Annotated in this window: 23 protein-coding genes; 10 read left to right on the top strand and 13 right to left on the bottom strand. The window is 55.0% G+C overall.

Annotated features, from left to right (window positions below; genetic code table 11):
- Nucleotides 1-13: 13 nt before the first annotated feature.
- Nucleotides 14-1,462 (top strand): anaerobic nitric oxide reductase flavorubredoxin, encoded by a 1,449-nt coding sequence (norV, locus tag HV229_RS05760; protein ID WP_053389531.1) that lies wholly within the window; start codon nt 14-16, stop codon nt 1,460-1,462.
- Nucleotides 1,459-2,592 carry an NADH:flavorubredoxin reductase NorW gene (gene norW, locus HV229_RS05755; RefSeq protein ID WP_181547055.1) on the top strand — a complete coding sequence of 378 codons (1,134 nt, stop codon included), beginning with the start codon at nt 1,459-1,461 and terminating at the stop codon, nt 2,590-2,592. The genes norV and norW overlap by 4 nt, the downstream gene beginning before the upstream one ends.
- Before the next feature lie 110 nt (nt 2,593-2,702).
- On the opposite strand, the gene hypF is transcribed toward norW, so the two are convergent.
- The 3 genes from hypF to HV229_RS05740 all read right to left on the bottom strand — a co-directional run bounded on the left by hypF (nt 2,703) and on the right by HV229_RS05740 (nt 6,742).
- A complete protein-coding gene (gene hypF, locus HV229_RS05750; protein ID WP_181547053.1) occupies nt 2,703-4,943 on the bottom strand; it encodes a carbamoyltransferase HypF in 2,241 nt (746 codons plus the stop codon).
- Between the two features lie 94 nt (nt 4,944-5,037).
- The gene (hydN, locus tag HV229_RS05745; RefSeq protein ID WP_003037366.1) at nt 5,038-5,583 is read right to left on the bottom strand and encodes an electron transport protein HydN; all 546 of its coding nucleotides are present in this window, start codon (nt 5,581-5,583) and stop codon (nt 5,038-5,040) included.
- 145 nt (nt 5,584-5,728) lie between these two features.
- On the bottom strand, nt 5,729-6,742 hold the full coding sequence (locus HV229_RS05740; protein WP_019077540.1) for a LacI family DNA-binding transcriptional regulator: 1,014 nt from the start codon (nt 6,740-6,742) through the stop codon (nt 5,729-5,731).
- A 264-nt stretch (nt 6,743-7,006) separates the two neighbouring features.
- Here HV229_RS05740 and ascF point away from each other — a divergent pair, with 264 nt between their 5' ends.
- Nucleotides 7,007-8,461: a PTS cellobiose/arbutin/salicin transporter subunit IIBC gene (gene ascF / locus HV229_RS05735; protein WP_181547051.1), complete on the top strand. Its 1,455-nt coding sequence runs from the start codon at nt 7,007-7,009 to the stop codon at nt 8,459-8,461.
- Between the two features lie 22 nt (nt 8,462-8,483).
- Nucleotides 8,484-9,908 carry a 6-phospho-beta-glucosidase gene (locus HV229_RS05730; protein WP_131346653.1) on the top strand — a complete coding sequence of 475 codons (1,425 nt, stop codon included), beginning with the start codon at nt 8,484-8,486 and terminating at the stop codon, nt 9,906-9,908.
- 76 nt (nt 9,909-9,984) lie between these two features.
- Here the strand turns inward: HV229_RS05730 and HV229_RS05725 are convergent, their stop codons facing one another.
- Nucleotides 9,985-10,449: an OB-fold putative lipoprotein gene (locus HV229_RS05725; RefSeq protein WP_181547049.1), complete on the bottom strand. Its 465-nt coding sequence runs from the start codon at nt 10,447-10,449 to the stop codon at nt 9,985-9,987.
- Between the two features lie 271 nt (nt 10,450-10,720).
- On the opposite strand from HV229_RS05725, the gene HV229_RS05720 reads away from it, so the two are divergent.
- Nucleotides 10,721-10,960 (top strand): SymE family type I addiction module toxin, encoded by a 240-nt coding sequence (locus HV229_RS05720; RefSeq protein WP_016154182.1) that lies wholly within the window; start codon nt 10,721-10,723, stop codon nt 10,958-10,960.
- Between the two features lie 74 nt (nt 10,961-11,034).
- On the opposite strand, the gene hycI is transcribed toward HV229_RS05720, so the two are convergent.
- From hycI to hycA, 9 genes are all read right to left on the bottom strand, one after another.
- Nucleotides 11,035-11,505, bottom strand: a complete 471-nt coding sequence (gene hycI, locus HV229_RS05715; RefSeq protein ID WP_181547047.1) for a hydrogenase maturation peptidase HycI — start codon at nt 11,503-11,505, stop codon at nt 11,035-11,037.
- On the bottom strand, nt 11,498-11,908 hold the full coding sequence (locus HV229_RS05710) for a formate hydrogenlyase maturation HycH family protein (RefSeq protein WP_003037385.1): 411 nt from the start codon (nt 11,906-11,908) through the stop codon (nt 11,498-11,500). The genes hycI and HV229_RS05710 overlap by 8 nt, the downstream gene beginning before the upstream one ends.
- Nucleotides 11,905-12,672 carry a formate hydrogenlyase subunit HycG gene (hycG, locus tag HV229_RS05705; protein WP_016154184.1) on the bottom strand — a complete coding sequence of 256 codons (768 nt, stop codon included), beginning with the start codon at nt 12,670-12,672 and terminating at the stop codon, nt 11,905-11,907. The genes HV229_RS05710 and hycG overlap by 4 nt, the downstream gene beginning before the upstream one ends.
- Nucleotides 12,672-13,214: a formate hydrogenlyase subunit HycF gene (gene hycF, locus HV229_RS05700; RefSeq protein ID WP_016154185.1), complete on the bottom strand. Its 543-nt coding sequence runs from the start codon at nt 13,212-13,214 to the stop codon at nt 12,672-12,674. The genes hycG and hycF overlap by 1 nt, the downstream gene beginning before the upstream one ends.
- A 9-nt stretch (nt 13,215-13,223) precedes the next feature.
- Nucleotides 13,224-14,933 carry a formate hydrogenlyase subunit HycE gene (hycE, locus tag HV229_RS05695; RefSeq protein ID WP_016154186.1) on the bottom strand — a complete coding sequence of 570 codons (1,710 nt, stop codon included), beginning with the start codon at nt 14,931-14,933 and terminating at the stop codon, nt 13,224-13,226.
- Between the two features lie 17 nt (nt 14,934-14,950).
- Nucleotides 14,951-15,874 carry a respiratory chain complex I subunit 1 family protein gene (locus tag HV229_RS05690; RefSeq protein ID WP_046274832.1) on the bottom strand — a complete coding sequence of 308 codons (924 nt, stop codon included), beginning with the start codon at nt 15,872-15,874 and terminating at the stop codon, nt 14,951-14,953.
- A gap of 2 nt (nt 15,875-15,876) precedes the next feature.
- Nucleotides 15,877-17,703 (bottom strand): formate hydrogenlyase subunit 3, encoded by a 1,827-nt coding sequence (hycC, locus tag HV229_RS05685; RefSeq protein ID WP_181547045.1) that lies wholly within the window; start codon nt 17,701-17,703, stop codon nt 15,877-15,879.
- Nucleotides 17,700-18,311, bottom strand: a complete 612-nt coding sequence (hycB, locus tag HV229_RS05680; RefSeq protein WP_016154189.1) for a formate hydrogenlyase subunit HycB — start codon at nt 18,309-18,311, stop codon at nt 17,700-17,702. Before hycB ends, hycC begins: the two co-directional genes overlap by 4 nt.
- A 141-nt stretch (nt 18,312-18,452) precedes the next feature.
- Nucleotides 18,453-18,911, bottom strand: coding sequence for a formate hydrogenlyase regulator HycA (hycA, locus tag HV229_RS05675; RefSeq protein WP_016154190.1), 459 nt, complete (start codon nt 18,909-18,911; stop codon nt 18,453-18,455).
- 198 nt (nt 18,912-19,109) lie between these two features.
- On the opposite strand from hycA, the gene hypA reads away from it, so the two are divergent.
- Genes hypA through hypE form a run of 5 tightly spaced genes read left to right on the top strand, consistent with a single transcriptional unit; the run spans nt 19,110 to nt 22,798 of the window.
- Entirely contained in the window at nt 19,110-19,481 is a 372-nt protein-coding gene (gene hypA / locus HV229_RS05670) for a hydrogenase maturation nickel metallochaperone HypA (protein WP_016154191.1), read from the top strand.
- A 53-nt stretch (nt 19,482-19,534) separates the two neighbouring features.
- Entirely contained in the window at nt 19,535-20,407 is an 873-nt protein-coding gene (hypB, locus tag HV229_RS05665) for a hydrogenase nickel incorporation protein HypB (RefSeq protein ID WP_016154192.1), read from the top strand.
- Nucleotides 20,398-20,670, top strand: coding sequence for a hydrogenase 3 maturation protein HypC (gene hypC, locus HV229_RS05660; protein WP_003037411.1), 273 nt, complete (start codon nt 20,398-20,400; stop codon nt 20,668-20,670). The genes hypB and hypC overlap by 10 nt, the downstream gene beginning before the upstream one ends.
- Nucleotides 20,670-21,791, top strand: coding sequence for a hydrogenase formation protein HypD (gene hypD / locus HV229_RS05655; protein WP_016154193.1), 1,122 nt, complete (start codon nt 20,670-20,672; stop codon nt 21,789-21,791). The genes hypC and hypD overlap by 1 nt, the downstream gene beginning before the upstream one ends.
- Complete coding sequence (gene hypE, locus HV229_RS05650; RefSeq protein ID WP_181547043.1) at nt 21,788-22,798, top strand: hydrogenase maturation carbamoyl dehydratase HypE; 1,011 nt, start codon at nt 21,788-21,790, stop codon at nt 22,796-22,798. Before hypD ends, hypE begins: the two co-directional genes overlap by 4 nt.
- Nucleotides 22,799-22,846 lie beyond the last annotated feature (48 nt).

The following is a 22,846-nucleotide window of genomic DNA, read 5'->3' as shown; positions in this document are numbered from 1 at the left end:
TACTGAGGTTGCTATGTCTATTCTGGTTAAAAATAACATTCATTGGGTTGGCCAACGTGACTGGGAAGTTCGTGATTTCCACGGGACTGAATATAAAACGCTGCGCGGTAGCAGCTACAACAGTTATCTCATCCGTGAAGAAAAAAATGTCCTGATCGATACAGTAGACCACAAGTTTAGCCGTGAATTCGTGCAGAACCTGCGCAGTGAAATTGACCTGGCAGATATCGACTACATCATCATTAACCACGCGGAAGAGGACCATGCCGGTGCGCTGACTGAGCTGATGTCCTGCATCCCTGACACCCCAATTTACTGCACAGCCAACGCTATTGACTCTATCAACGGGCACCACCACCACCCGGAGTGGAACTTCAACGTGGTGAAAACCGGCGACTCGCTGGACATTGGCAACGGTAAACAACTAATCTTCGTTGAAACACCGATGCTGCACTGGCCTGACAGCATGATGACCTACATGACCGGCGATGCGGTGCTGTTCAGTAACGACGCCTTCGGCCAGCACTACTGTGATGAACGTCTGTTTAACGACGAAGTTGACCAGACCGAACTGTTCGAACAGTGCCAGCGTTACTACGCCAACATCCTGACGCCGTTCAGCCGTCTGGTGACACCGAAAATCACTGAGATTCTCGGCTTCAACCTGCCGGTGGATATGATTGCCACTTCCCACGGCGTGGTATGGCGCGACAACCCGACACAAATCGTTGAAATGTATCTGAAATGGGCGGCTGACTATCAGGAAGACCGTATCACCATTTTCTACGATACCATGTCCAACAACACCCGCATGATGGCGGACGCCATTGCCCAGGGCATTAACGAAGTTGACCCGAACGTGGCGGTGAAAATCTTTAACGTCGCCCGTAGCGACAAAAACGAAGTCCTGACTAACGTCTTCCGCTCTAAAGGCGTGCTGGTTGGTACTTCAACGATGAATAACGTAATGATGCCAAAAATCGCTGGTCTGGTAGAAGAGATGACCGGCCTGCGTTTTCGTAACAAACGCGCCAGCGCCTTTGGTTCACACGGCTGGAGCGGCGGCGCGGTAGACCGTTTGTCCACACGCTTGCAGGATGCCGGTTTCGAGATGTCGCTGAGTCTGAAAGCGAAATGGCGTCCGGATCTGGACGCGCTGGAACTGTGTCGCCAGCATGGCCGTGAAATCGCACGTCAGTGGGCGCTTGCTCCGCTGCCGGAAACAATCGTCAAAACGGCAACCAAAGAGGAAGAGTGCGCCTGTGCCGCGGCGGTTGCCGCTGATCTTGGTCCAAGCATGCAGTGCAGCGTATGCCAGTGGATTTACGACCCGGCAAAAGGTGAACCGCTGCAGGATGTCGCGCCGGGAACACCGTGGAGCGACGTTCCGGATAACTTCCTGTGCCCGGAATGTTCATTAGGTAAAGACGTCTTTGACGTACTGGCAACGGAGGCAAAATGAGCCGCGGAATTGTCATTATTGGTTCGGGCTTCGCCGCCCGCCAGTTAGTCAAAAATATCCGTAAGCAGGATGCAAATGTCCCGCTGACCCTGATTGCTGCAGACAGTATGGATGAGTACAACAAGCCCGATCTCAGCCATGTTATCAGTCAGTCGCAACGTGCAGACGACCTCACCCGCCAGTCGGCGGGGGAGTTTGCCGAACAGTTTAATTTGCGCCTGTTCCCGCACACCTGGGTAACCGACATCGATGCCGATGCTCACGTAGTGAAAAGCCAGGAGCAACAGTGGCCATACGACAAACTGGTGCTGGCGACGGGAGCGTCGGCGTTCGTACCGCCGATTACCGGACGTGAGTTAATGCTCACATTGAACAGCCAACAAGAGTATCGCGCCTGTGAAACACAACTGCGTGACGCCCAACGGGTGCTGATTGTCGGCGGCGGCTTGATTGGCAGCGAACTGGCGATGGATTTTTGTCGTGCTGGTAAAGCGGTGACGCTTATCGACAACGCCGCCAGCATTCTGGCTTCGCTGATGCCGCTAGAAGTAAGCAGTCGCTTACAGCATCGTCTGACCGATATGGGCGTACACCTGCTGCTGAAATCGCAGCTTCAGGGGCTGGAGAAAACGGAGTCGGGGATTCGCGCCACGCTCGATCGTAGCCGCAGCGTAGAAGTCGATGCGGTGATCGCCGCTACGGGTCTGCGCCCTGAAACCGCGCTGGCGCGTCGCGCCGGATTGAACATCAATCGTGGCGTCTGCGTCGACAGCTACCTGCAAACCAGCCACCCGGACATTTATGCTCTCGGTGACTGTGCGGAAATTAACGGTCAGGTACTCCCGTTCCTGCAACCGATTCAGCTGAGCGCCATGTATCTGGCGAAAAACCTGCTCGGCGGCAATGCGCCATTGAAGTTGCCTGCCATGCTGGTAAAAGTCAAAACGCCGGAATTACCCTTGCATCTGGCTGGGGAAACCCAACGCCGCGATCTGAACTGGCATATTGCCGCCGAAGCGCAGGGGATGGTGGCCAGAGGGATGAACGACGCAGGCCAGCTATGTGCCTTTGTCGTCAGTGAAGACCGCATGAAAGAGGCCTTTGCGCTGCTGAAAACGCTGCCCGTGTAAGTACAGGATACCGTTGCTTGATTTATTAACCTCACGCACATGGATGTGCGTTGCCACTTGTCGGTATGCCCCGACCTGTTGTTCTTGCCCCGCCAGTCCCGGGGCTTTTTTTATTTTTGCGCCAACGCCCGCGCCGCGGCAATCACGCCCTGCCCCAACGACAACCCGCCGTCGCCCGCCGGTAAACGCTGTGGGAACAGTAAGGTAAAATCATGCAGATAAAACGCCAGCCGGGCTGACAATAAGCGGTTATGCATCACACCTCCGCTGAATACCAGCGTCTTAATCCCCCGCTCTTCGGCCTGCAAACGCATCAGGGTAGCAAACCCACGCGCCAGCGCGTCGTGAAACGCCCACGCTCTTTCGGCAGGTTTGGCCTGCCAGGTCAGCCATTGCTGCCAAAAAACCGCTAAGTCCAGCTGATTGCCATCAAGCGGCACCGTGACAGGGTGCTCAACGCCAGCACATTGCGATGCCATCGCCTCCAGCGCGCAGGCCGCCTCACCTTCATAACTCAGCGATTCCGGCGCACATTGAAGCGCGGCGGCAACGGCATCAAACAGCCGTCCGCACGATGACGCCAACGGCGCGTTAATCCCCCGCTCAATGGCGCGCGCCAGCACGTTCCAGTTTTGATGTTGCAGCACCGATGTTTCCGGGTAGCGCTGCCAGTCAGGAACAAAACGCAGGCACTGCGCGAGCAAATTGCGCCACGGCTGTTTTGCCGCCAGATCGCCCCCCGCCAGCGCTACCGCTGGCAAGCCGCCAAGGTGTTCGCATTCACGATAGTTGACCCGCAAACACACTCCCCCCCACAGCGCGCCATTTTCCCCCATGCCGATACCGTCTAACGTCAGGGCAATCACGTCACCACCGTCGAGCGACCAGCCGTGCTCGGCCAGACACGCAGCGGCATGCGCATGGTGATGCAGCACCGTTTCGGTTGGCAGATTCATTTCGCTGGCCCACTGGCTGGAAACATAACCAGGGTGTGCATCATGCACGATACGCTGCGGCGTAAAGTCATAAATGTTTTGGATCAGGCGCAGCGCATCACGCCACTGCTGCTGAATGCCGTCATCGCTGAGATCGCCCAAATGCTGGCTAATAACCGCCTGTTCACCACGCACCAGGCAGAAGGTATTTTTCAGATCTGCGCCCAGGCAAAGCATCGGCGGCACGTCGTGAAATCCTGGCGGCAGCGCCACCGCATCCGGCACGTAACCCCGTGAACGACGCAGCATCTCCCCACTGTCGCGTACCACAGAGTCATCCATCCGCTGCACAATTTCGCGGTTATGCAGCAGGAAACCATCGGCAATTTCGTGTAAATCTTCCAGCGCCTGCGCGTTGGTAATAGCGGGCGGTCTGCCGCTGAGATTGCCTGAGGTCATTACCAACGGACAATTCATCTCTTGTAAGAGCAAATGCTGCAACGGATTCGCTGGCAGCATGACGCCCACTTCCGTTAACCCTGGCGCAATGCCCTCGCTCAATGCTGCGACATAGTGTTTCTGCACCAACACGATCGGCGCGGCTGGGGTTGTCAGCAAATGACGAGCGGGTTCAGGCAGTCCGTCATCACCGGGCAGCATCACTGCCAGAGGTTTTGCCGGACGGTGTTTGCGCAGCCTGAGCAGCGCTACGGCGTCATCATTTTGTGCATCGCACACCAGATGAAACCCACCAATCCCTTTAACGGCCACAATACCGCCTGCTTTCAGGCGCGATACTGCCGCCTGCAACGCCTCTTCTTTCTCCGCCCGCTCACCCGCGCTAAACCATTCGAGGTGGGGACCGCATGCCGGACAGGCAACGGGCTGGGCATGGAAGCGACGGTCGTATGGATCACGATACTCTTTATCGCATTGCGCACAGAGTGGGAATGACGCCATCACGGTAAACGGGCGATCGTAAGGCATGGCGCGGATAATCGTAAAGCGCGGGCCACAGTGGGTGCAGTTGATAAAGGGATAACGATAGCGGCGTTCGCTGGGGGTGTTCATTTCAACCAGACATTCTGGACAGGTCGCGGCATCCGGAACGATTTGCGTATTCATCGTGCCGCCAGCACTTTGCCGAATCGAGAAATCGGCAGGCGGCTGCGTCCAGGCGAACGGTTCGCTCTCAACGCTGTCAATGCGCGCCAGCGGCGGGCAGTGTTGATGCAATTGCGCAATAAACTTTGCCGGATCTTCCTGTATACGCACAACCACACCGTCACCGTCGTTACACACATCGCCATGTAGCTGTAACCGCTGCGCCAGTTGCCAGACGTAGGGGCGAAATCCGACGCCCTGTACCTTACCGCGAATACGCAGCTGTACGCCGGAGTGGTTGTTTATTGTCATGATGAATTCCCGCGGTATTGTATCCCTGAAATGTCCGTTTGCCGGATGGCGGCTTCGCCTTATCCGGCACGTATTTTACGCGGATTTTCAGATATCAGAACAGCAAAGATGCAGTGGAATCCAGCGCCGCGCGACGGCGTTTTTCAGCGCTCAGTTGCTCAAGCTTATTGCGATCCACATAAATCAGCGCGTGAGTCGGGCAGACTTCCATACAGGCAGGACCGGCCTCACGATGGTGGCACAGGTCGCACTTATTGGCTTCGGCTTTTTCTGCCCGGACGTTCAGACCTGCCCCGCTGTTACGAACAACCGGACGCACGACCACTTCCATTGCGCCATAAGGGCAAGCCACAACGCAGGTTTTACACCCAATGCAGCGCTCCTGCATCACGTGGACAAAGCCTTTATCACGACTGATTGCACCGTTCGGGCAGACGTTAGCGCACGGCGCGTCTTCACACTGGCGGCACAGCGTCGCCGTGGAGACATTAACGCCTTTGATGACGTGAATGCGGGGTAAAAAGGTTTCAGGGGTCAGCGATGCGCAGTCCTGGTTATCCTGATGGGATACCACGCAGGCCACTTCACAGGTACGACAACCAATGCATTTATTGGCGTCTGCAATGATGAAACGGTTCATCAATTTCTCCAGCAATGACAGATTATCTGCCGAAGCATTCATAAATCGTGCCAGAATTTAATTGACTGTTATTAAAGGTTTTTTATTTTTATGAATGCAGAGAAGCCGTGTCATCGTCACTAGTGACGATGACAAATGACAGCCGTCAGCGCAAAACGAGCGGCGCAACAGAGTCGCGTTGAATGAGTTCACCGGTGAAGGTTTTTGGCGGCGTAAACGCCCCGTCATCCAGCATAAAGATCAGGCGGCCTATCGTTTCTTGGATCATTTCCGTTACCGGGATTTTGACGCTGGAAAGCGCCGGAATAGTGTATGGCGCGATAGCGATATCATCGAAGCCAATCACCGACACCTGAGCAGGGACGCTCACGCCATGCGCGTGCAACTGCTTTATCGCACCGATCGCCATATCATCATTGCTGGCCACCAGCGCGGTAAAATTGACCTTATGCGAAAGCAAAGTATCGACTCCCGCTGCGCCGCAGGCTGGCGTCCATTTCCCTTTAACAATCAAATCATTATTAAGCGGAATGCCATGATGTGCCAGCGCGTCTTTATAGCCTGAAAGTCGCTCCACGCCGGTAGGCGAATCCATCGAGCCAGTAATAAAACCAATCTCTTTGTGCCCGGCGGCAATGAGCTGAGTAACGGCGTTAAAACTGGTTTGCTTTTGATCGCACCACACACAGTGGCTGGTATTTTTCCGCAGCCGCCGATTAAGCACCATAATCGGCTGGGCGTGGGCGTCGATGATATCGTCTATCTCATCCACGCTAAGAAAACGCGGATAGATCATAATCGCGTCACAGCGCAGGTCGAGCAGGTACTGGATCGCCTGACGCTCTTCCTCTGCGCTGTGCTTACCGTCAGCCAGCAACAACTGGCGTCCCTTATCTTCCGCCATCCGCGCGGTATGAAACAGCAGTTCGCTGAAATAGACGCCGTGATAAAGGGTGTTAGTTACCACCAGACCCAGCGTCTGCGTGGTTTTCGCTGCCAAACTGCGTGCCAGCAAGTTAGGGCGGTAACCACTCTCTTCAATGGCCTGAAACACGCGATCTTTGGTTTCCTGGCTGACATAACCATTCCCGGAAAGCACCCGGGAAACCGTCGCTTTTGACACCCCGGCACGCTTCGCTACCTCCAGCATCGTGGTCATATTACTCATCCCTTTTCTCTCAATGTGACGCAGTGTACTGCACTGTTTCGCCGCTGTCCTTGCTGCTAAATTGCAAACGCTGACATCTGGTGATCGGAGTCACAATTATAAAAAATGATCAAAATTAAAACTTGCCCATTGTGTGTAATTTAAACATGATTTTGTGGAACCGGTTTCCCATCTGCGTTTCATCAACCCAGAAAAGCGACCAACGTGAACGGATAAAACATAACGTACTCTACTGATAAAACAGGATTAAATCCGATGTCCAAAAATTATGCAGCGCTGGCGCGCTCGGTTGTGACGGCTCTGGGAGGCGTGGACAACATCACAGCAGTGACCCACTGTATGACCCGTTTGCGTTTCGTTATCAAAGATGGCTCGCAGGTCGACAGCACGACGCTAAAGACGCTCCCTGGCGTGCTCGGCGTGGTGCGCAGCGATAACCAGTGCCAGGTGATCATCGGCAACACCGTTTCGCAGGCGTATCGCGAGGTAGTCAACCTGTTACCTGCCAATATGCAACCTGCAGAGCCGCAAACCAAACCTCGGCTGACGCTGAAGCGGATTGGCGCGGGGATCCTCGACGCGCTGATCGGCACAATGTCCCCGTTGATCCCGGCTATTATCGGCGGATCAATGCTCAAGCTGCTGGCAATGATCCTCGAAATGACCGGCGTGCTGGTAAAAGGATCGTCCACACTCACTATTCTGACCGTAATCGGCGACGGCGCCTTCTTCTTCCTGCCACTGATGGTCGCCGCCTCAGCAGCCATAAAATTCAAAACCAACATGTCGCTGGCAATCGCCATCGCAGGCGTACTGGTGCATCCCAGCTTCATCGAACTGATGGCGAAGGCCGCGCAGGGTGAGCACGTTGAGTTTGCCCTGATCCCGGTGACGGCGGTGAAATACACCTACACGGTGATCCCGGCGCTGGTCATGACCTGGTGTCTGTCCTACATCGAACGCTGGGTCGATCGCATCACTCCGGCGGTAACCAAAAACTTCCTTAAACCGATGCTAATCGTGCTGATCGCCGCCCCACTCGCCATCGTCATCATTGGCCCGATCGGTATCTGGATCGGTAGTGCAATTTCAGCGCTGGTTTATACCATTCACGGCTATCTCGGCTGGCTGTCGGTGGCCATTATGGGCGCATTGTGGCCGCTGCTGGTGATGACCGGTATGCACCGCGTCTTCACGCCAACCATTATTCAGACCATTGCCGAAACCGGAAAAGAAGGCATGGTGATGCCGTCGGAAATCGGCGCCAATTTGTCGCTGGGCGGTTCATCGCTGGCAGTGGCATGGAAAACCAAAAACCCGGAACTGCGTCAGACGGCGTTAGCGGCAGCCGCCTCGGCCATCATGGCAGGCATTTCCGAACCCGCGCTGTATGGCGTGGCGATCCGCCTGAAACGCCCACTGATTGCGAGTCTTATCAGCGGCTTTATCTGCGGTGCCGTTGCCGGAATGGCCGGACTGGCGAGCCACTCCATGGCGGCTCCAGGCTTGTTCACCAGCGTACAGTTTTTCGATCCCGCCAATCCGATGACTATCGTTTGGGTGTTTGGCGTGATGGCGCTGGCGGTTGTGCTTTCCTTTGTATTAACACTGCTCCTCGGCTTTGAAGATATTCCTGTCGAAGATGCAGCCGCGCAGGCCAGAAAAAACCAGGCCGCGCAACCAGGCAATATTAATAGAGCCAGCATTTGACTGGTATGAACTGAGGTTAACTATGTCTGTTTTTCCGCAAGGATTTTTATGGGGCGGCGCACTGGCCGCCAACCAGTCTGAAGGGGCATACCGGGAAGGCGGCAAAGGGCTGACCACCGTCGATATGATCCCCCACGGCACAAACCGCATGGCCGTCAAACTGGGTCAGGAAAAACGCTTTACGCTGCGGGATGACGAATTTTATCCCAGCCATCAGGCAATCGACTTTTATCATCGCTATAAAGAAGATATCGCGCTGATGGCGGAAATGGGGTTTACGGTTTTTCGTACTTCCATTGCCTGGAGCCGTCTCTACCCCAACGGCGACGAGCTGACGCCAAATGAAGAGGGTATCGCGTTTTACCGGGCCGTGTTTGCCGAGTGTAAAAAATACGGTATTGAGCCGTTAGTTACGCTGTGTCACTTCGATGTGCCGATGCATCTGGTCAGCGAGTATGGCTCCTGGCGTAACCGCAAAATGGTGGAGTTCTTTACCCGCTACGCCCGTACCTGCTTCGAGGCCTTTGACGGTCTGGTGAAGTACTGGCTAACGTTCAACGAAATCAACATTATGCTGCACAGCCCTTTTTCTGGCGCCGGACTGGTGTTTGAAGAAGGTGAAAATCAGGATCAGGTGAAATATCAGTCCGCCCACCACGAACTGATTGCCAGCGCCCTGGCAACTAAAATTGCCCATGAAATTAATCCGCAAAACCAGGTCGGCTGTATGCTGGCGGGCGGTAATTTTTATCCTTATTCCTGTAAACCGGAAGATGTGTGGACCGCACTGGAAAAAGACCGCGAAAACCTGTTCTTTATTGATGTGCAGGCGCGCGGGGCTTACCCCGCTTACTCTGCCCGTGTGTTTCGCGAAAAAGGCGTGGTGATAGAAAAAGCGGCGGGAGATGACGATATCCTGAAAAACACCGTCGATTTCGTCTCGTTTAGCTATTACGCATCGCGCTGCGCCTCCGCTGAAATGAATACTGGCAATACCAGCGCCGCTAACGTGGTGAAGTCGCTGCGTAATCCGTACATTGCCGCCAGCGAATGGGGCTGGGGCATCGACCCACTCGGTCTGCGCATCACCATGAATATGATGTATGACCGCTACCAGAAGCCGTTGTTTTTGGTGGAAAACGGGCTGGGGGCGAAAGATGAAATCGATGCTAACGGCGAAATCAATGACGACTATCGCATTAGCTATTTACGCGAGCACATTCGCGCCATGGCAGATGCTATTGAAGATGGCGTGCCGCTGCTGGGCTACACCACCTGGGGCTGTATCGATCTGGTTTCAGCCTCAACCGGTGAGATGAGCAAACGCTACGGTTTTGTGTATGTGGACCGCGATGACGTGGGCAACGGCACGTTAGCGCGTAAACGCAAAAAATCGTTCTGGTGGTATAAGAAAGTGATTGCGAGCAACGGGACCGATCTGGAATAACAATGTTGCCGGGTGACACTGCCATCCGGCTACACGTATTATTCAGAATATATATACCCGCTGTCTGTTATCATTTTTATTGTACAACTTTAGGATTTTGCAGCAGCGGCAAAGGCGCTTCGCCCAACGCGTGGACCTGACCAATAATTGTCGCGCTCCGGCCAATCTGTAATGACTCAACATTCGTACTATTATGGGAGCCAAACTGGAACTGAATCACGTGGTTCGTTTTATTATTTTCGTCTTTCAGGCTGACAAGATAAGAATAAGCATTGGAAATACCATTAATCTTACGAATATCAATGACCACGCCCCGCAGCTTCACCCACTCACCAAGATAGTCCTTATTCGCTTTAACAGGATTTATGGCATAGGGCGCGACAAAATCGGCGACGGACAAGGTTGGCATTGACGCAGCTGACGACTCCCCCGGTTGAAATAATCGGTCTCCCGCAGAGAAGAACGCGTCAGCCGCCGTCTCGCACCCGCTAAGAAGAGAGGAAATAATAATTAAATTTACCAAACGAATACCTGAACGCATAAATAACTCCTGTATATTAATTTCCCATATATTCAAATTCTAAATAATTCGAGTATATAACCTCCCTGAACAACGCCGAAATATAATATAACTCCCGTATTAGTAAAAGAAGAGAATATTCCCCCCCAGCTATTATCAACTTCTCATCTTTTTCATTATTTGCATTCTATTTTCTGGATCTGCCTTCCAGTTTCGGGTTTGCCCTCCCGCCTTTTTACTGGCATTTTATTCAGTAGTTTTCCATCGCTTTATTTGTAACAAGGGAGTGTTTATGTCTGGTAAAAATGGTAATGCCGAAGCGGTTATCAACAAGCCATTACGTCATTTTAAAGTCAGCTATGTCAGAGTACGGCATGAAGATCGCAAGACCGGTTTTACACGACGTATAAGCCGTCATGCTTCACTCACGATGAACGGAGACTGGCTGGAACAGGCGGGGTTCCCAACGGGCACGTCGGTAAAAGTATCGGTTACGCAGGGGAAATTAATTATTGAACAAGCGGGTGAATAGTCTGTTTCGAGGGTGTCGACGTTATCCGGATGGTGGTAATGCGACACACCATCCGGTATTCAGTGCCCTCAGGCTCAGGCTTCCGGTGCCTCTAATTCAGCAAATCCACCGTGTTCTTCCCACCCGGCTAATCGCTGATAGACGGTATCTACCGCATCTTTGATCGGCTGTGTCATCGGGTAGTAAAAACCGACAATATCCGGCTGAATGCCAAGGAAAATCACCTCGCCAACGTCGTCTTTCAGCTGATCGACCAGGTAGTTCAGCGGCATGTTGTGGGTGGTCATCATGAACATCTCGGCAATATCATCAGGATCGATAATGCGGATTTCACCAGGATTTAGCCCCATATCGGTGGCATCCACAATCAACAGACGCTGCGGGCGCAACTCACGGATGGCGACGATGTCGTTTTCCGGCGCGCTTCCGCCGTCGATGACAACCCATTGACCTTGAGGATTTGCAGCACACATTTCGGCCAACAGCGGCCCCGCGCCGTCATCGCCCATCATGCTGTTACCCACACATAATAAAACGTCAGTCACGATGTCTCCTCACCATCAGATAGATGGCGCTTTCCTGGTGGATATCGTGAAGCATGCTAAGCATCAGCTTGCTCCACTCCTGCTGCTGCGGGGTCTGCACGGCACGCGCATCATCGAACGCGCGCGCCAGCATTTGCACATGGTTGAAATCGATGACGATCTCGCCGTACTTCGGCACGCCCTCCATTTTCCGGCGGGCTTCACTGCCTTCGGCAAGCGTGGCAATCCACGCCAGATATTCATCCCACGGACAGGTTAACGCCGCTTCCAGGCAATCGATGATCCCAAGGTGGTGACCAATCGCCAGGCTGTAATAGACAACCTGCTGCGCCTCAGCGGGCGTTGCATCGTTCTCATCAATAAACTTACGGCTCAGTTGACTGAACACCACCGTTTCACTCATCGGATACGCGCCTCTTCGACAACATGATTAAGATGCGTGACGATCTCGGTCAGACGCGGATCGTTTTCCGCTTCCAGCCAGCGCGCCACCTGATGCTCGCCCTGCCCTAACTGTGTCATATAGTCATCAGCAATCTGGCGACCGTAGCGGTAGCCCGCCAGACGGCGTGCTTCACGATCCACCTTCACGCGCAGCGGCTGAACCATGTCCGGATGCAGAATTTCAGCCGGTTGTGCGTCCAGTTCACCTGGCGCACGCGCGTGAATTTTTTGTTCCAGCAGACCCAGCGCCATTGCAAAACCGTACAGCGTAGCCGCAGGCGTTGGCGGACAGCCAGGAATATACACATCCACCGGTACGATTTTATCCGTGCCGCCCCATACGCAGTATAAGTCGTGGAAGATACCGCCGCTGTTACCGCAGGCACCGTAAGAGATACAAATTTTCGGATCTGGCGCAGACTGCCAGGCGCGCAGCGCCGGAGAGCGCATGGCACGCGTTACCGCGCCGGTAAACAGCAGGATATCCGCATGGCGCGGTGATGGTACAACTTTGATACCAAAACGTTCGGCATCAAACAGCGGAGAAAGCGTAGCGAAGATTTCGATTTCACAGCCGTTGCAGCCGCCGCAGTCCACACGGTAAACGTACGCTGAACGCTTGATGCTTTTAAGCAGCGACGCTTTCATGCTGGCAATGGATTCATCCACCGTCATCGGTACCGGAATACCGTTGGCGTCACGTGGGCCTAATAAATTGCTCATCAGCTGGCCTCTTTCATATGGCGAGTCAGTTCAATACGGTCAGACGGCACCAGGCATTTCTGGCGCTTACAATCCGGGCAGGTCTCAAAGCTTTCACGGTGGTTTTCCGCACGGCTGTCACCGTTGTGCTTAAGCAGCGCAATGGCGTAATCAATCTCTTTTTGTACCGCAAACGGGCGGTTACATACGCGACAATTACACAGCGCAAAGCGGGACTGCTGCAGGAAATCCTCTTTCTTCCACACCGCCAGTTCATACTCCTGCGACAGCTTGATTGCCGCCGTCGGGCAGACTTCTTCGCAGCGGGCGCAGAAGATGCAACGGCCGAGGTTGAACTGCCACGCCAGCTCATGGGTGACCAGATCGGTTTCTACCGTCAGCGCGTTCGACGGGCACGCATTCACACAGGCCGCACAGCCAATGCACTGCTGCGGATTGTGTTCCGGTTTGCCACGGAAGTTTTTATCGACCGCAATCGGCTCCAGCGGATACGACGATGTCGGCGCCCCGGTTTTGATGACTTTTTTGATAAAGGTAAACATGGCGATTCCTTATTTCAGCGGCGAGTTTTTACGCTCGATGCTGTAGCGCTCAAGTTCTTTGTACGGCACGACTTTGCTCTTCTTCTTACGCACATCGACCACGGTCATACGGTCGGTACAGGAGTAGCAAGGATCGAGGCTACCGATAATCAGCGGGGCATCGGAAACGGTGTTGCCACGCAGCATGTAGCGCAGCGTCGGCCAGTTGGCGTAAGTCGCCGCGCGACAGCGCCAGCGATACAGTTTCTGGTTGTCGCCAGTCATACTCCAGTGAATGTCATCCCCGCGCGGCGCTTCAGCAAAGCCCAGCGCAAAGCGGTGTGGAATGTAGGTGAAACCTTCCACAGCCAGCGGGCCGCCTGGCAGGTTGTCCAGACCAAAGTCGATCATATTCAGTGCGGTGTAGACTTCATTGATACGGACTTTCAGACGAGAAATAACGTCGCAACCCTGCTCACTGTGAACTTCCATCGGCAGCAGGCCATAGCCCACAAACGGGTGATCGGCGCGGGTGTCACGCGCATGGCCGCTGGCGCGTACCATCGGGCCGACGTTACTGAAGTCACGGGCAATCTCCGGATCCAGACGGCCAATACCTACGGTACGCTGTTCCATGTTCGGCGTGCTGAGCAGCATATCGACCAGTTCCTGCACGTCACGACGCATCTGCTGCGCCAGTTGACGGGTCTGGATCATATCCTCTTTCAGCAGATCACGACGAATACCGCCGATCAGGTTCAGACCGTAAGTTTTACGTGCCCCGGTGAGGATCTCCGCCATCTTCATGGAGGTTTCACGCACGCGGAAGAACTGCATAAAGCCGGAGTCAAAACCGGTAAAGTGACAGGCCAGGCCGAGGTTCAGCAGGTGCGAGTGCAGGCGTTCAACTTCCAGCAGAATGGCGCGGATCATCTGCGCACGTTCCGGCACGACGATGCCCATCGCGTTCTCGACGGAGGTGGTATAGGCAGTGCTGTGCGCAAAGCCGCAAATGCCGCACACGCGGTCGGACAAGAAGGTCACTTCGTTGTAACCCATGCGGGTTTCCGCCAGCTTCTCCATGCCGCGGTGGACATAGAACAGACGGTAGTCGGCATCGATGATGTTTTCGCCGTCAACAAACAGACGGAAGTGACCGGGTTCATCGGAGGTGACGTGCAGTGGGCCAATCGGCACCACGTTGTTTTTCTTGTCGCCCAGTTCGTTGATGAACTCGTAGGTTTCAGCATCGGTAGTCGGCGCGGGGCGCTGGCGATAATCCATGCTGTCTTTACGCAGCGGGTAGAGTTCGTCCGGCCAGTCATCCGGCAGTACCAGACGACGCTCATCGGGCAAACCAACCGGGATCAAACCGTACATATCGCGCACTTCGCGCTCGCCCCAGACCGCAGCAGGCACGCGCGGCGTGACGGACGGGAACTCCAGCTTATTGGCATCGACTTCAACGCGCACGGTAATCCAGCACTTGGTACCCTGCTCCATCGACAGCACGTAGTACACGGCATAATGACCGCACAGCTGACGTTCGTCGTTACCAAACAGCACGGACAACCAGCCACCCTGTTTGTAGTACAGGAACTCCACCACTTCCGGCAGGTAGTTCACCTTGACGGTGATCGTCAGCTGATCTTTGGTCTGCCAGGCTTCATCCAGCACGACGCCCGGGAAGGCCTGGTGCAGCGCCGCGAGATATTGTTGACCTAATTTTTCTTCAGACATGCTCAAACTCTCTTAAATCACGCCACCAGCAAGGAGACGAACGCTAAAAACGCAAACCCAAAACCGGCCCAGGTCACGCGTGAAGTGGCGCAAAAACGCAGACGCGCCATGCTGTTTTCGAACAGGGCGATGACCAGCACGCCGAGAACCAGTTTGACGACGGCAATCACCAGCGCCAGCAGCAGCCCACCCGAGGTGAAGGTTTCCATCTGTCCCCACGGCAGGAACACGCCAACGAACATTTGCAGAACGACCAGTTGCTTAAGGCTAATGCCCCATTTCAGCACCGCAAAACCGCTGCCGCTGTATTCGGTCAATGGACCTTCCTGCAGCTCCTGCTCTGCCTCTGCCAGATCGAACGGCAGTTTGCCCATTTCGATAAAGGTGGCGAAAGCACAGGCGCACAGCGCCAGAATCAACGGAATGCTGCGTGCAGCAGGCCAGTGATAAATGGTATCGGCGATATTGCTGATATGCGTTGAGCCAGCAACCTGCGCCGCAACCCACAGACCCAGCAGCAGGATAGGTTCAACCAGCACGCCGAGCATCGCTTCGCGGCTGGCGCCAATAGCGGTAAATGGGCTACCGGTATCCAGGCCCGCGATAGAGAAGAAGAAGCGGGCGATGGCGAACAGGTAAATTAAGGTGATCAGATCGCCCAGTTGCGGCAGCGGTGAGCCAACGGTCACTACCGGCAACGCGGTGGCGATAGTCAGCATCACCCCCACCATCACAAACGGCGTCAGGCGGAAAACCCAACTGGAGTCCGCAGGCGCAATGCTCTGACGGCCCAGCAGTTTGATAATGTCGCGGTATTCCTGCAAAACGCCCGGACCGCGGCGATTGTGCAAACGCGCACGTGCCACGCGGGTAATACCGGACAGCAGCGGCGCAACGGCAAACAGCACCAGCGCCTGAATTAACGGATATAAAACACTCATTCTCAGGCTCCTCGTGAAACCACAATCACCACCAGTACCGCCAGCTCAATCAGCGCCAGGCGACGGAACAGCACCGGTGCAGCCGCATTCTGCCAGCCCGGAACCAGTGATACCGGATTCAGCCATTTGCGCAGTTTGAGTACCGGTGCAAAGGCTTCTTTCACCGGCATGGCAAAACCGTGTGCGGTAATGACCATTGACTGCTCGTGATCGTAACCACACACCCATGCCGCACCGCGTGAACGCGATGGCAGACGGTTGCCTTTGAAAATCGCCATGATGATGAACGGCAACAGCGGACATGCGATCAGCAGCAGCGTGATCATTGGCTGAGAAACGGTGGTGTTCGCGGTTTCCAGCGGCAGCGGAACGGCAGCGGAGATCATCGGCAGCAGCCACGGCGCAGCAACGCCCCCAATCACGCAGCAGATAGCCAACGCGACTACGCTAACGCCCATCAGGATTGGCGCGCAGCAGGCATTTTCAGCTTCCTTCGTGCGCGGTGCGCCAAGGAACGTAACGCCATAGACTTTCGCCATACACATCACCGCCAGCGCGCCGGTAATCGCCAGTCCTACCGCCAGCAACGGTCCTAACAGACGACCGACAAACGCGCCGCTGTTGCCAAGCTTAAAGAAGGACTGGTAGATAACCCACTCACCGGCAAAACCGTTCAGCGGCGGCAGTGCGGCCATCGCCATCAGGCCAACCAGCATCGCCAGAGAGATAACCGGCATACGTTTACCGATACCGCCTAGTTTTTCGATATCACGATGACCGGTACGGAACCAGATGCTGCCTGCGCCCAGGAACAGAACGCTTTTGAACAGGCTGTGGTTTACCAGGTGGTACAGACCGCCGGTCAAACCCAGCGCAATCAGTGCAGGTTGATTCAGGGAAATTCCGGTTACGCCAGCGCCCAGACCCAGCAGAATAATGCCGATGTTTTCCAGCGTGTGATATGCCAGCAGACGCTGAATGTTGTGTTCCATCAGCGCATACAGACCGCCGACAAACGCGGTGATCATTCCCAGCACCAGCAGCGTAATGCCCCACCACAGCGGCGCATTACCGCCCAGCAGCGACAGGGAGAGAATACCCAGCAGACCCACCTTCATGACGACGGTAGAGAACAGCGCCGCCGCCGGTGCGCTGGCGTTGGCGTGTGCCTGTGGCACCCATCCGTGCAGCGGAATAATCCCGGCCAGCAGGCCAAAACCCGCCACGCCCAGCAGCCAGATATCAGACCCGAGCGGCAGCTCCTGTGCGCGCAGGTCAAGCAGGCGCAGCTCCAGGGTGCCGTAGCGTTGCCACACCAGATAGCAGGCAATAGCCAGCAGCAGCGTGCCGACACGGCCCAGCGCAAACCACAGTTTGCCCTCTTTGCTGCAGCCGGTGAGGAACACGGCACACAGCGCCATGATTTCCGCCATCACCACCAGCGTTCCGAGGTTGCTGGCAACCACCGCACATACCGCCGCAGCCATCAGCAGATTCACCAGCAGCCCGTTGGCTTTTACCTGCGGATGACGATGCCAGTCAATGTTGAACAGGCTGACAAACAGGCCGCACAGGCCCAGCGTAATCAGCCAGATAGCGTTCAACGGGGTAATTTGCACACTGTGACCAATAAACGGCATCACACCGCTTAAAGCCAGGGCATTAGTCAGTACGGTGAAACCCGCAGCCGCTGTACACAGGCTGCCAACCGCACCGCCAACCCCGGCAATCCAGCCGCTCAGCGGTTTGTGAAATGAAAACAGAAATGCCAGAACCGCAGCCGCCGTAAACCAGGCTACGCCGCTGTTAATCAGTGAAATTGCGCTCATTTTGCATCCCCACTCTGAGCCTGCTGAAACAAGGTGAGATCGCCGAAGTCGGTATTGAAAGTCAGCTCACGCTTACGTTTGCTGGCGCGGGCAATATCCACGTTACTCACCAGGTGCAGGGCTTTGGTCGGGCACATGCGTACGCAGGCCGGACCAAGCTCGTCAAAACTGCACAGATCGCATTTCACCGCGATGGCACGAATACCCGGAACCCAGTCCAGCAACGTGCTCACGCGGGCAGGCGCTGGCGGAGCCGGAGGCGCTTTTGGCGTATTGGCGTTTGCCGGGATATGCAGCGGACGGCTACCGGAAAACTCAATCGCGCCAAACGGACAGGCGATCCCGCACAGTTTGCAGCTTACACACAGGCTTTCATTCAGCTGCACGGCACCATCAACGCGATTAATCGCATTAACCGGACAAACGGTGGCGCAAGGCGCATCTTCGCAATGGTGGCAAAGCTGCGGGGCGGATTCTTTTTCATTTAACATCACTTTCAGGCGCGGCATTGACTGCAGGCCATGCTGGCGATGTGTCTCTGAGCATGCGGCTTCACAGGTGTGGCAGCCGATGCAAAGAGTGGAGTCAGCAATTACAAAACGATTCACCAGGCATTCCTCAGGTGATAGTCATTTTTGACGAAAACATGTCTGGAAAATGTCATTTCGACATTTTTCGACATGCCCATTCCCTAAACGTCGTGACGCAGTATGAAAGCGCATCATGACAAAAGTGGGCACACCCAAGGCTTAAGCCGGGCTATGTCCCTCAATCAGCTGGCTTAAATTCACCGGCATATTGTTTTCAACCGCGGTATAGAGGCTGTCGTAGACGGTGGCGATTTTTTCGAGATAGTGCTCCAGCACCTGCTCGCGATCGCGGTTGCTGATACGCTCATCAACCTTACCGTCGATGGTCAACTCAGCCTGTGCAATCAGTTGCTTATCATCACCGTCTTTCGTTTCAACGTAGTACTCGATGGTGTGGCTGTTAAAGCCGTCCGCCAGCGTGACGTAGATAGTGAAGTGTTCAAAAAGGACGAAGCAGAGATCCTTGTCCGGTGCGCAGCTCATTGCATGATGCAAACGCGCTTTTGACAGGGTGATCCCCTGAACCAGCGAGTTGCAGTAAATACGCCACTGGTCCTGTAGGCGACGATGCCGTTCAGCGATGTAATCGGCTTTTTCGCTTATTTCCCAAATAGTCATGTCAGGTTACCCGTTTAGCAGAGATGAACAGCTTTAAGCACATTTCATGCCAAAATTAAAAACCTTAATTTTCATATAGATAAAAAATCAAAGAGCGGTGACGACATGTCATTTCGTCATCGTCGTCATTGTCACGATCGAAAAAATTCAAGCTGGCATGTTTATTGCTTTTAATACGGCAACTTCATAGGAGGCGGTATGCACGAAATAACCCTCTGCCAACGGGCACTGGAATTGATTGAACAACAGGCCACGCAATACGGTGCTCAACGAGTAACTGGGGTCTGGCTCAAAATTGGCGCATTTTCTTGCGTAGAAACCAGCGCTCTCGCCTTTTGTTTTGATCTGGTATGCCGCGGGACCCTTGCAGAAGGTTGTAAACTCCACCTCGAAGAACAAGAAGCCGAATGTTGGTGCGAATCTTGTCAGCAATACGTCACCTTACTGACGCAACGCGTGCGCAGATGTCCGCAATGCAACAGCGATATGCTGAGAATTGTGGCCGATGACGGCTTACAGATTCGACGTATTGAAATAGATGAAACTCCAGCGCCGGATGCCGACGCCTAAGCGTCATCATCCGGCAACTGAAGTATCGCAAGTAATAAGATCAGGAGTGAGCGATGTGTACGACATGTGGTTGCGCTGAAGGCAACCTTTATATAGAGGGTGATGAGCATAATCCCCACTCGGCGTTTCGCAGCGCGCCATTTGCCCCGGCAGCTCGTCCGGCGCTGAATATTACCGGGGTGAAGACCTCCAGTTTCACCCCGAGCCAGACTGAAGAAGGCGATTTGCATTACGGTCACGGTGAAGCAGGCACCCACGCGCCAGGCATGAGTCAGCGCCGGATGCTGGAAGTGGAAATTGACGTGCTGGATAAAAACAACCGTCTGGCCGAGCGCAACCGCGCCCGCTTTGCTGCCCGTCAACATCTGGTATTAAACCTTGTCTCAAGCCCAGGCTCCGGTAAAACCACGCTGCTGACCGAAACGCTGATGAAGCTCAAAGACAGCGTGCCTTGCGCCGTCATTGAAGGCGACCAGCAGACGGTTAACGATGCTGCCCGTATTCGCGCCACAGGTACGCCCGCCATCCAGGTCAACACCGGTAAAGGTTGCCACCTTGACGCACAAATGATTGCTGACGCCGCGCCACGTTTGCCGCTTGAAGACAACGGCATCCTGTTCATTGAAAACGTCGGGAACCTGGTTTGCCCGGCTAGCTTCGACCTCGGCGAACGCCATAAAGTGGCGGTGCTTTCCGTCACCGAAGGCGAAGACAAGCCGCTGAAATACCCGCATATGTTTGCCGCCGCGTCGCTGATGCTGCTCAACAAAGTAGACCTACTGCCGTACCTCAATTTTGACGTAGAAAAGTGCATCGCCAGCGCCCGGGAAGTGAACCCGGAAATTGAGATTATCCTGATTTCCGCCACCAGTGGCGAAGGCATGGACCAATGGCTCTCCTGGCTGGAGACGCAGCGATGTGCATAGGTGTTCCGGGTCAAATCCGCACCATTGATGGCAACCAGGCCAAAGTCGACGTTTGCGGTATTCAGCGCGACGTCGACCTGACGCTGGTCGGAAGCTGCGATGAACATGGCCAACCCCGTCTGGGCCAGTGGGTACTGGTCCACGTCGGCTTTGCCATGAGCATCATTAATGAAGCTGAAGCGCGCGACACGCTCGACGCGCTGCAAAACATGTTTGACGTTGAGCCGGATGTCGGCGCGTTGTTGTATGGCGAGGAAAAATAATGCGTTTTGTTGACGAATACCGCGCACCAGAACAGGTGATGCAGTTGATAGAGCACCTGTGTGAACGTGCCGCACACCTCCCCTACACTGCTGAACGTCCGCTGCGCATCATGGAAGTGTGTGGTGGTCATACCCACGCTATCTTCAAGTTCGGTCTCGACCAATTGTTGCCCGACAACGTCGAGTTTATTCATGGCCCGGGCTGCCCGGTTTGCGTTCTGCCGATGGGCAGAATCGACAGTTGTGTGGAAATCGCCAGCCATCCGGAAGTGATTTTTTGCACCTTTGGCGATGCGATGCGCGTTCCGGGTAAACAAGGTTCTTTGCTACAAGCCAAAGCGCGCGGCGCGGATATCCGCATCGTCTATTCACCGATGGATGCGCTGAAGCTGGCGCAGGAAAACCCAACGCGTAAGGTTGTGTTCTTTGGCCTGGGTTTTGAAACCACAATGCCAACCACCGCCATCACCCTTCAGCAGGCAAAACAGCGTGACGTGCAGAACTTTTACTTTTTCTGCCAGCACATCACGCTTATCCCAACGCTGCGCAGCCTGCTGGAACAGCCGGACAACGGCATCGACGCCTTCTTAGCGCCGGGCCATGTCAGCATGGTGATTGGCACCGATGCCTATAATTTCATTGCTGCAGATTTCCATCGTCCGTTGGTGGTCGCCGGTTTCGAACCGCTCGATCTGTTGCAGGGCGTGGTGATGTTGATTGAACAGAAGATTGCCGCGCATAGCCAGGTTGAAAACCAGTATCGCCGCGTGGTGCCGGACGCCGGTAATCTGTTAGCGCAACAGGCCATCGCCGAAGTGTTCTGCGTCAATGGCGATAGCGAATGGCGCGGTCTGGGCGTCATTGAATCCTCTGGCGTTCACCTGACGCCAGACTATCAGCGCTTTGATGCCGAAGCGCATTTCCAGCCAGCGCCGCAGCAGGTGTATGACGATCCGCGCGCGCGTTGCGGCGAGGTATTGACCGGCAGATGCAAACCGCATCAGTGCCCGCTATTTGGCAAAACCTGTAACCCGGAGACCGCGTTTGGCGCCCTGATGGTCTCCTCAGAAGGCGCATGTGCCGCCTGGTATCAGTATCGTCAGCAGGAGTGTGAAGCATGAACAGCGTACAACTCGCCCACGGTAGCGGCGGTCAGGCTATGCAGCAGTTGATCAACAGTCTGTTTATGGAGGCTTTTGCTAATCCGTGGCTGGCGGAACAAGAAGATCAGGCCCGTCTGGATCTGGCGCAACTGGTCGCAGAAGGCGATCGTCTGGCGTTTTCAACCGACAGCTATGTTATCGATCCGTTGTTCTTCCCGGGTGGCAATATCGGCAAGCTGGCCATCTGCGGTACGGCTAACGACGTGGCGGTCAGCGGCGCGATCCCTCGCTACCTCTCCTGCGGTTTTATCCTCGAAGAGGGTTTGCCGATGGAGACGTTGAAAACCGTCGTCAACAGTATGGCGGCGACCGCGCGTGAAGCAGGCATCGCCATTGTGACCGGCGATACCAAAGTCGTGCAGCGCGGCGCTGCAGACAAGCTGTTCATCAACACGGCCGGAATGGGGGCGATCCCCGCCAATATTCACTGGGGCGCACAGACGCTCGGCCCTAGCGATGTGCTGCTGGTCAGCGGTACGCTTGGCGATCACGGCGCAACTATCCTTAACCTGCGCGAACAGCTGGGTCTTGATGGCGAACTGGTCAGCGACTGCGCGGTATTGACACCGCTTATCCAGACGCTGCGTGATATTCCCGGCGTGAAGGCGCTGCGTGACGCGACCCGTGGCGGCGTAAATGCGGTAACGCATGAATTTGCCGCCTCATGCGGGTTTGGTATTGAGCTGTCTGAAGCGGCCCTGCCCGTGAAGCCCGCGGTGCGTGGCGTTTGCGAACTGCTGGGTCTGGATGCGCTTAACTTTGCTAACGAAGGCAAGCTGGTGATTGCCGTTGAGCGTCAGGCTGCTGAAACGGTGCTTGCCGCGCTGCGCGCACATCCGTTAGGACGCGATGCCGCAATGATTGGTGAAGTGGTAGAACGCAAAGGTGTGCGTCTTGCCGGACTCTACGGCGTGAAACGCACTCTCGATTTACCACACGCCGAACCATTACCTCGTATATGCTAACAGCCGGTTGGCAGCAAGCTGTAGGCCGGGTAAGACGCATTTGCGTCG

The organism is Citrobacter sp. RHBSTW-00524 (assembly GCF_013747755.1).
Taxonomy (GTDB): domain Bacteria; phylum Pseudomonadota; class Gammaproteobacteria; order Enterobacterales; family Enterobacteriaceae; genus Citrobacter; species Citrobacter braakii.
The sequence above is the reverse complement of the archived record's forward strand: the minus strand, read 5'-3'. Positions and strand labels throughout refer to the sequence as shown.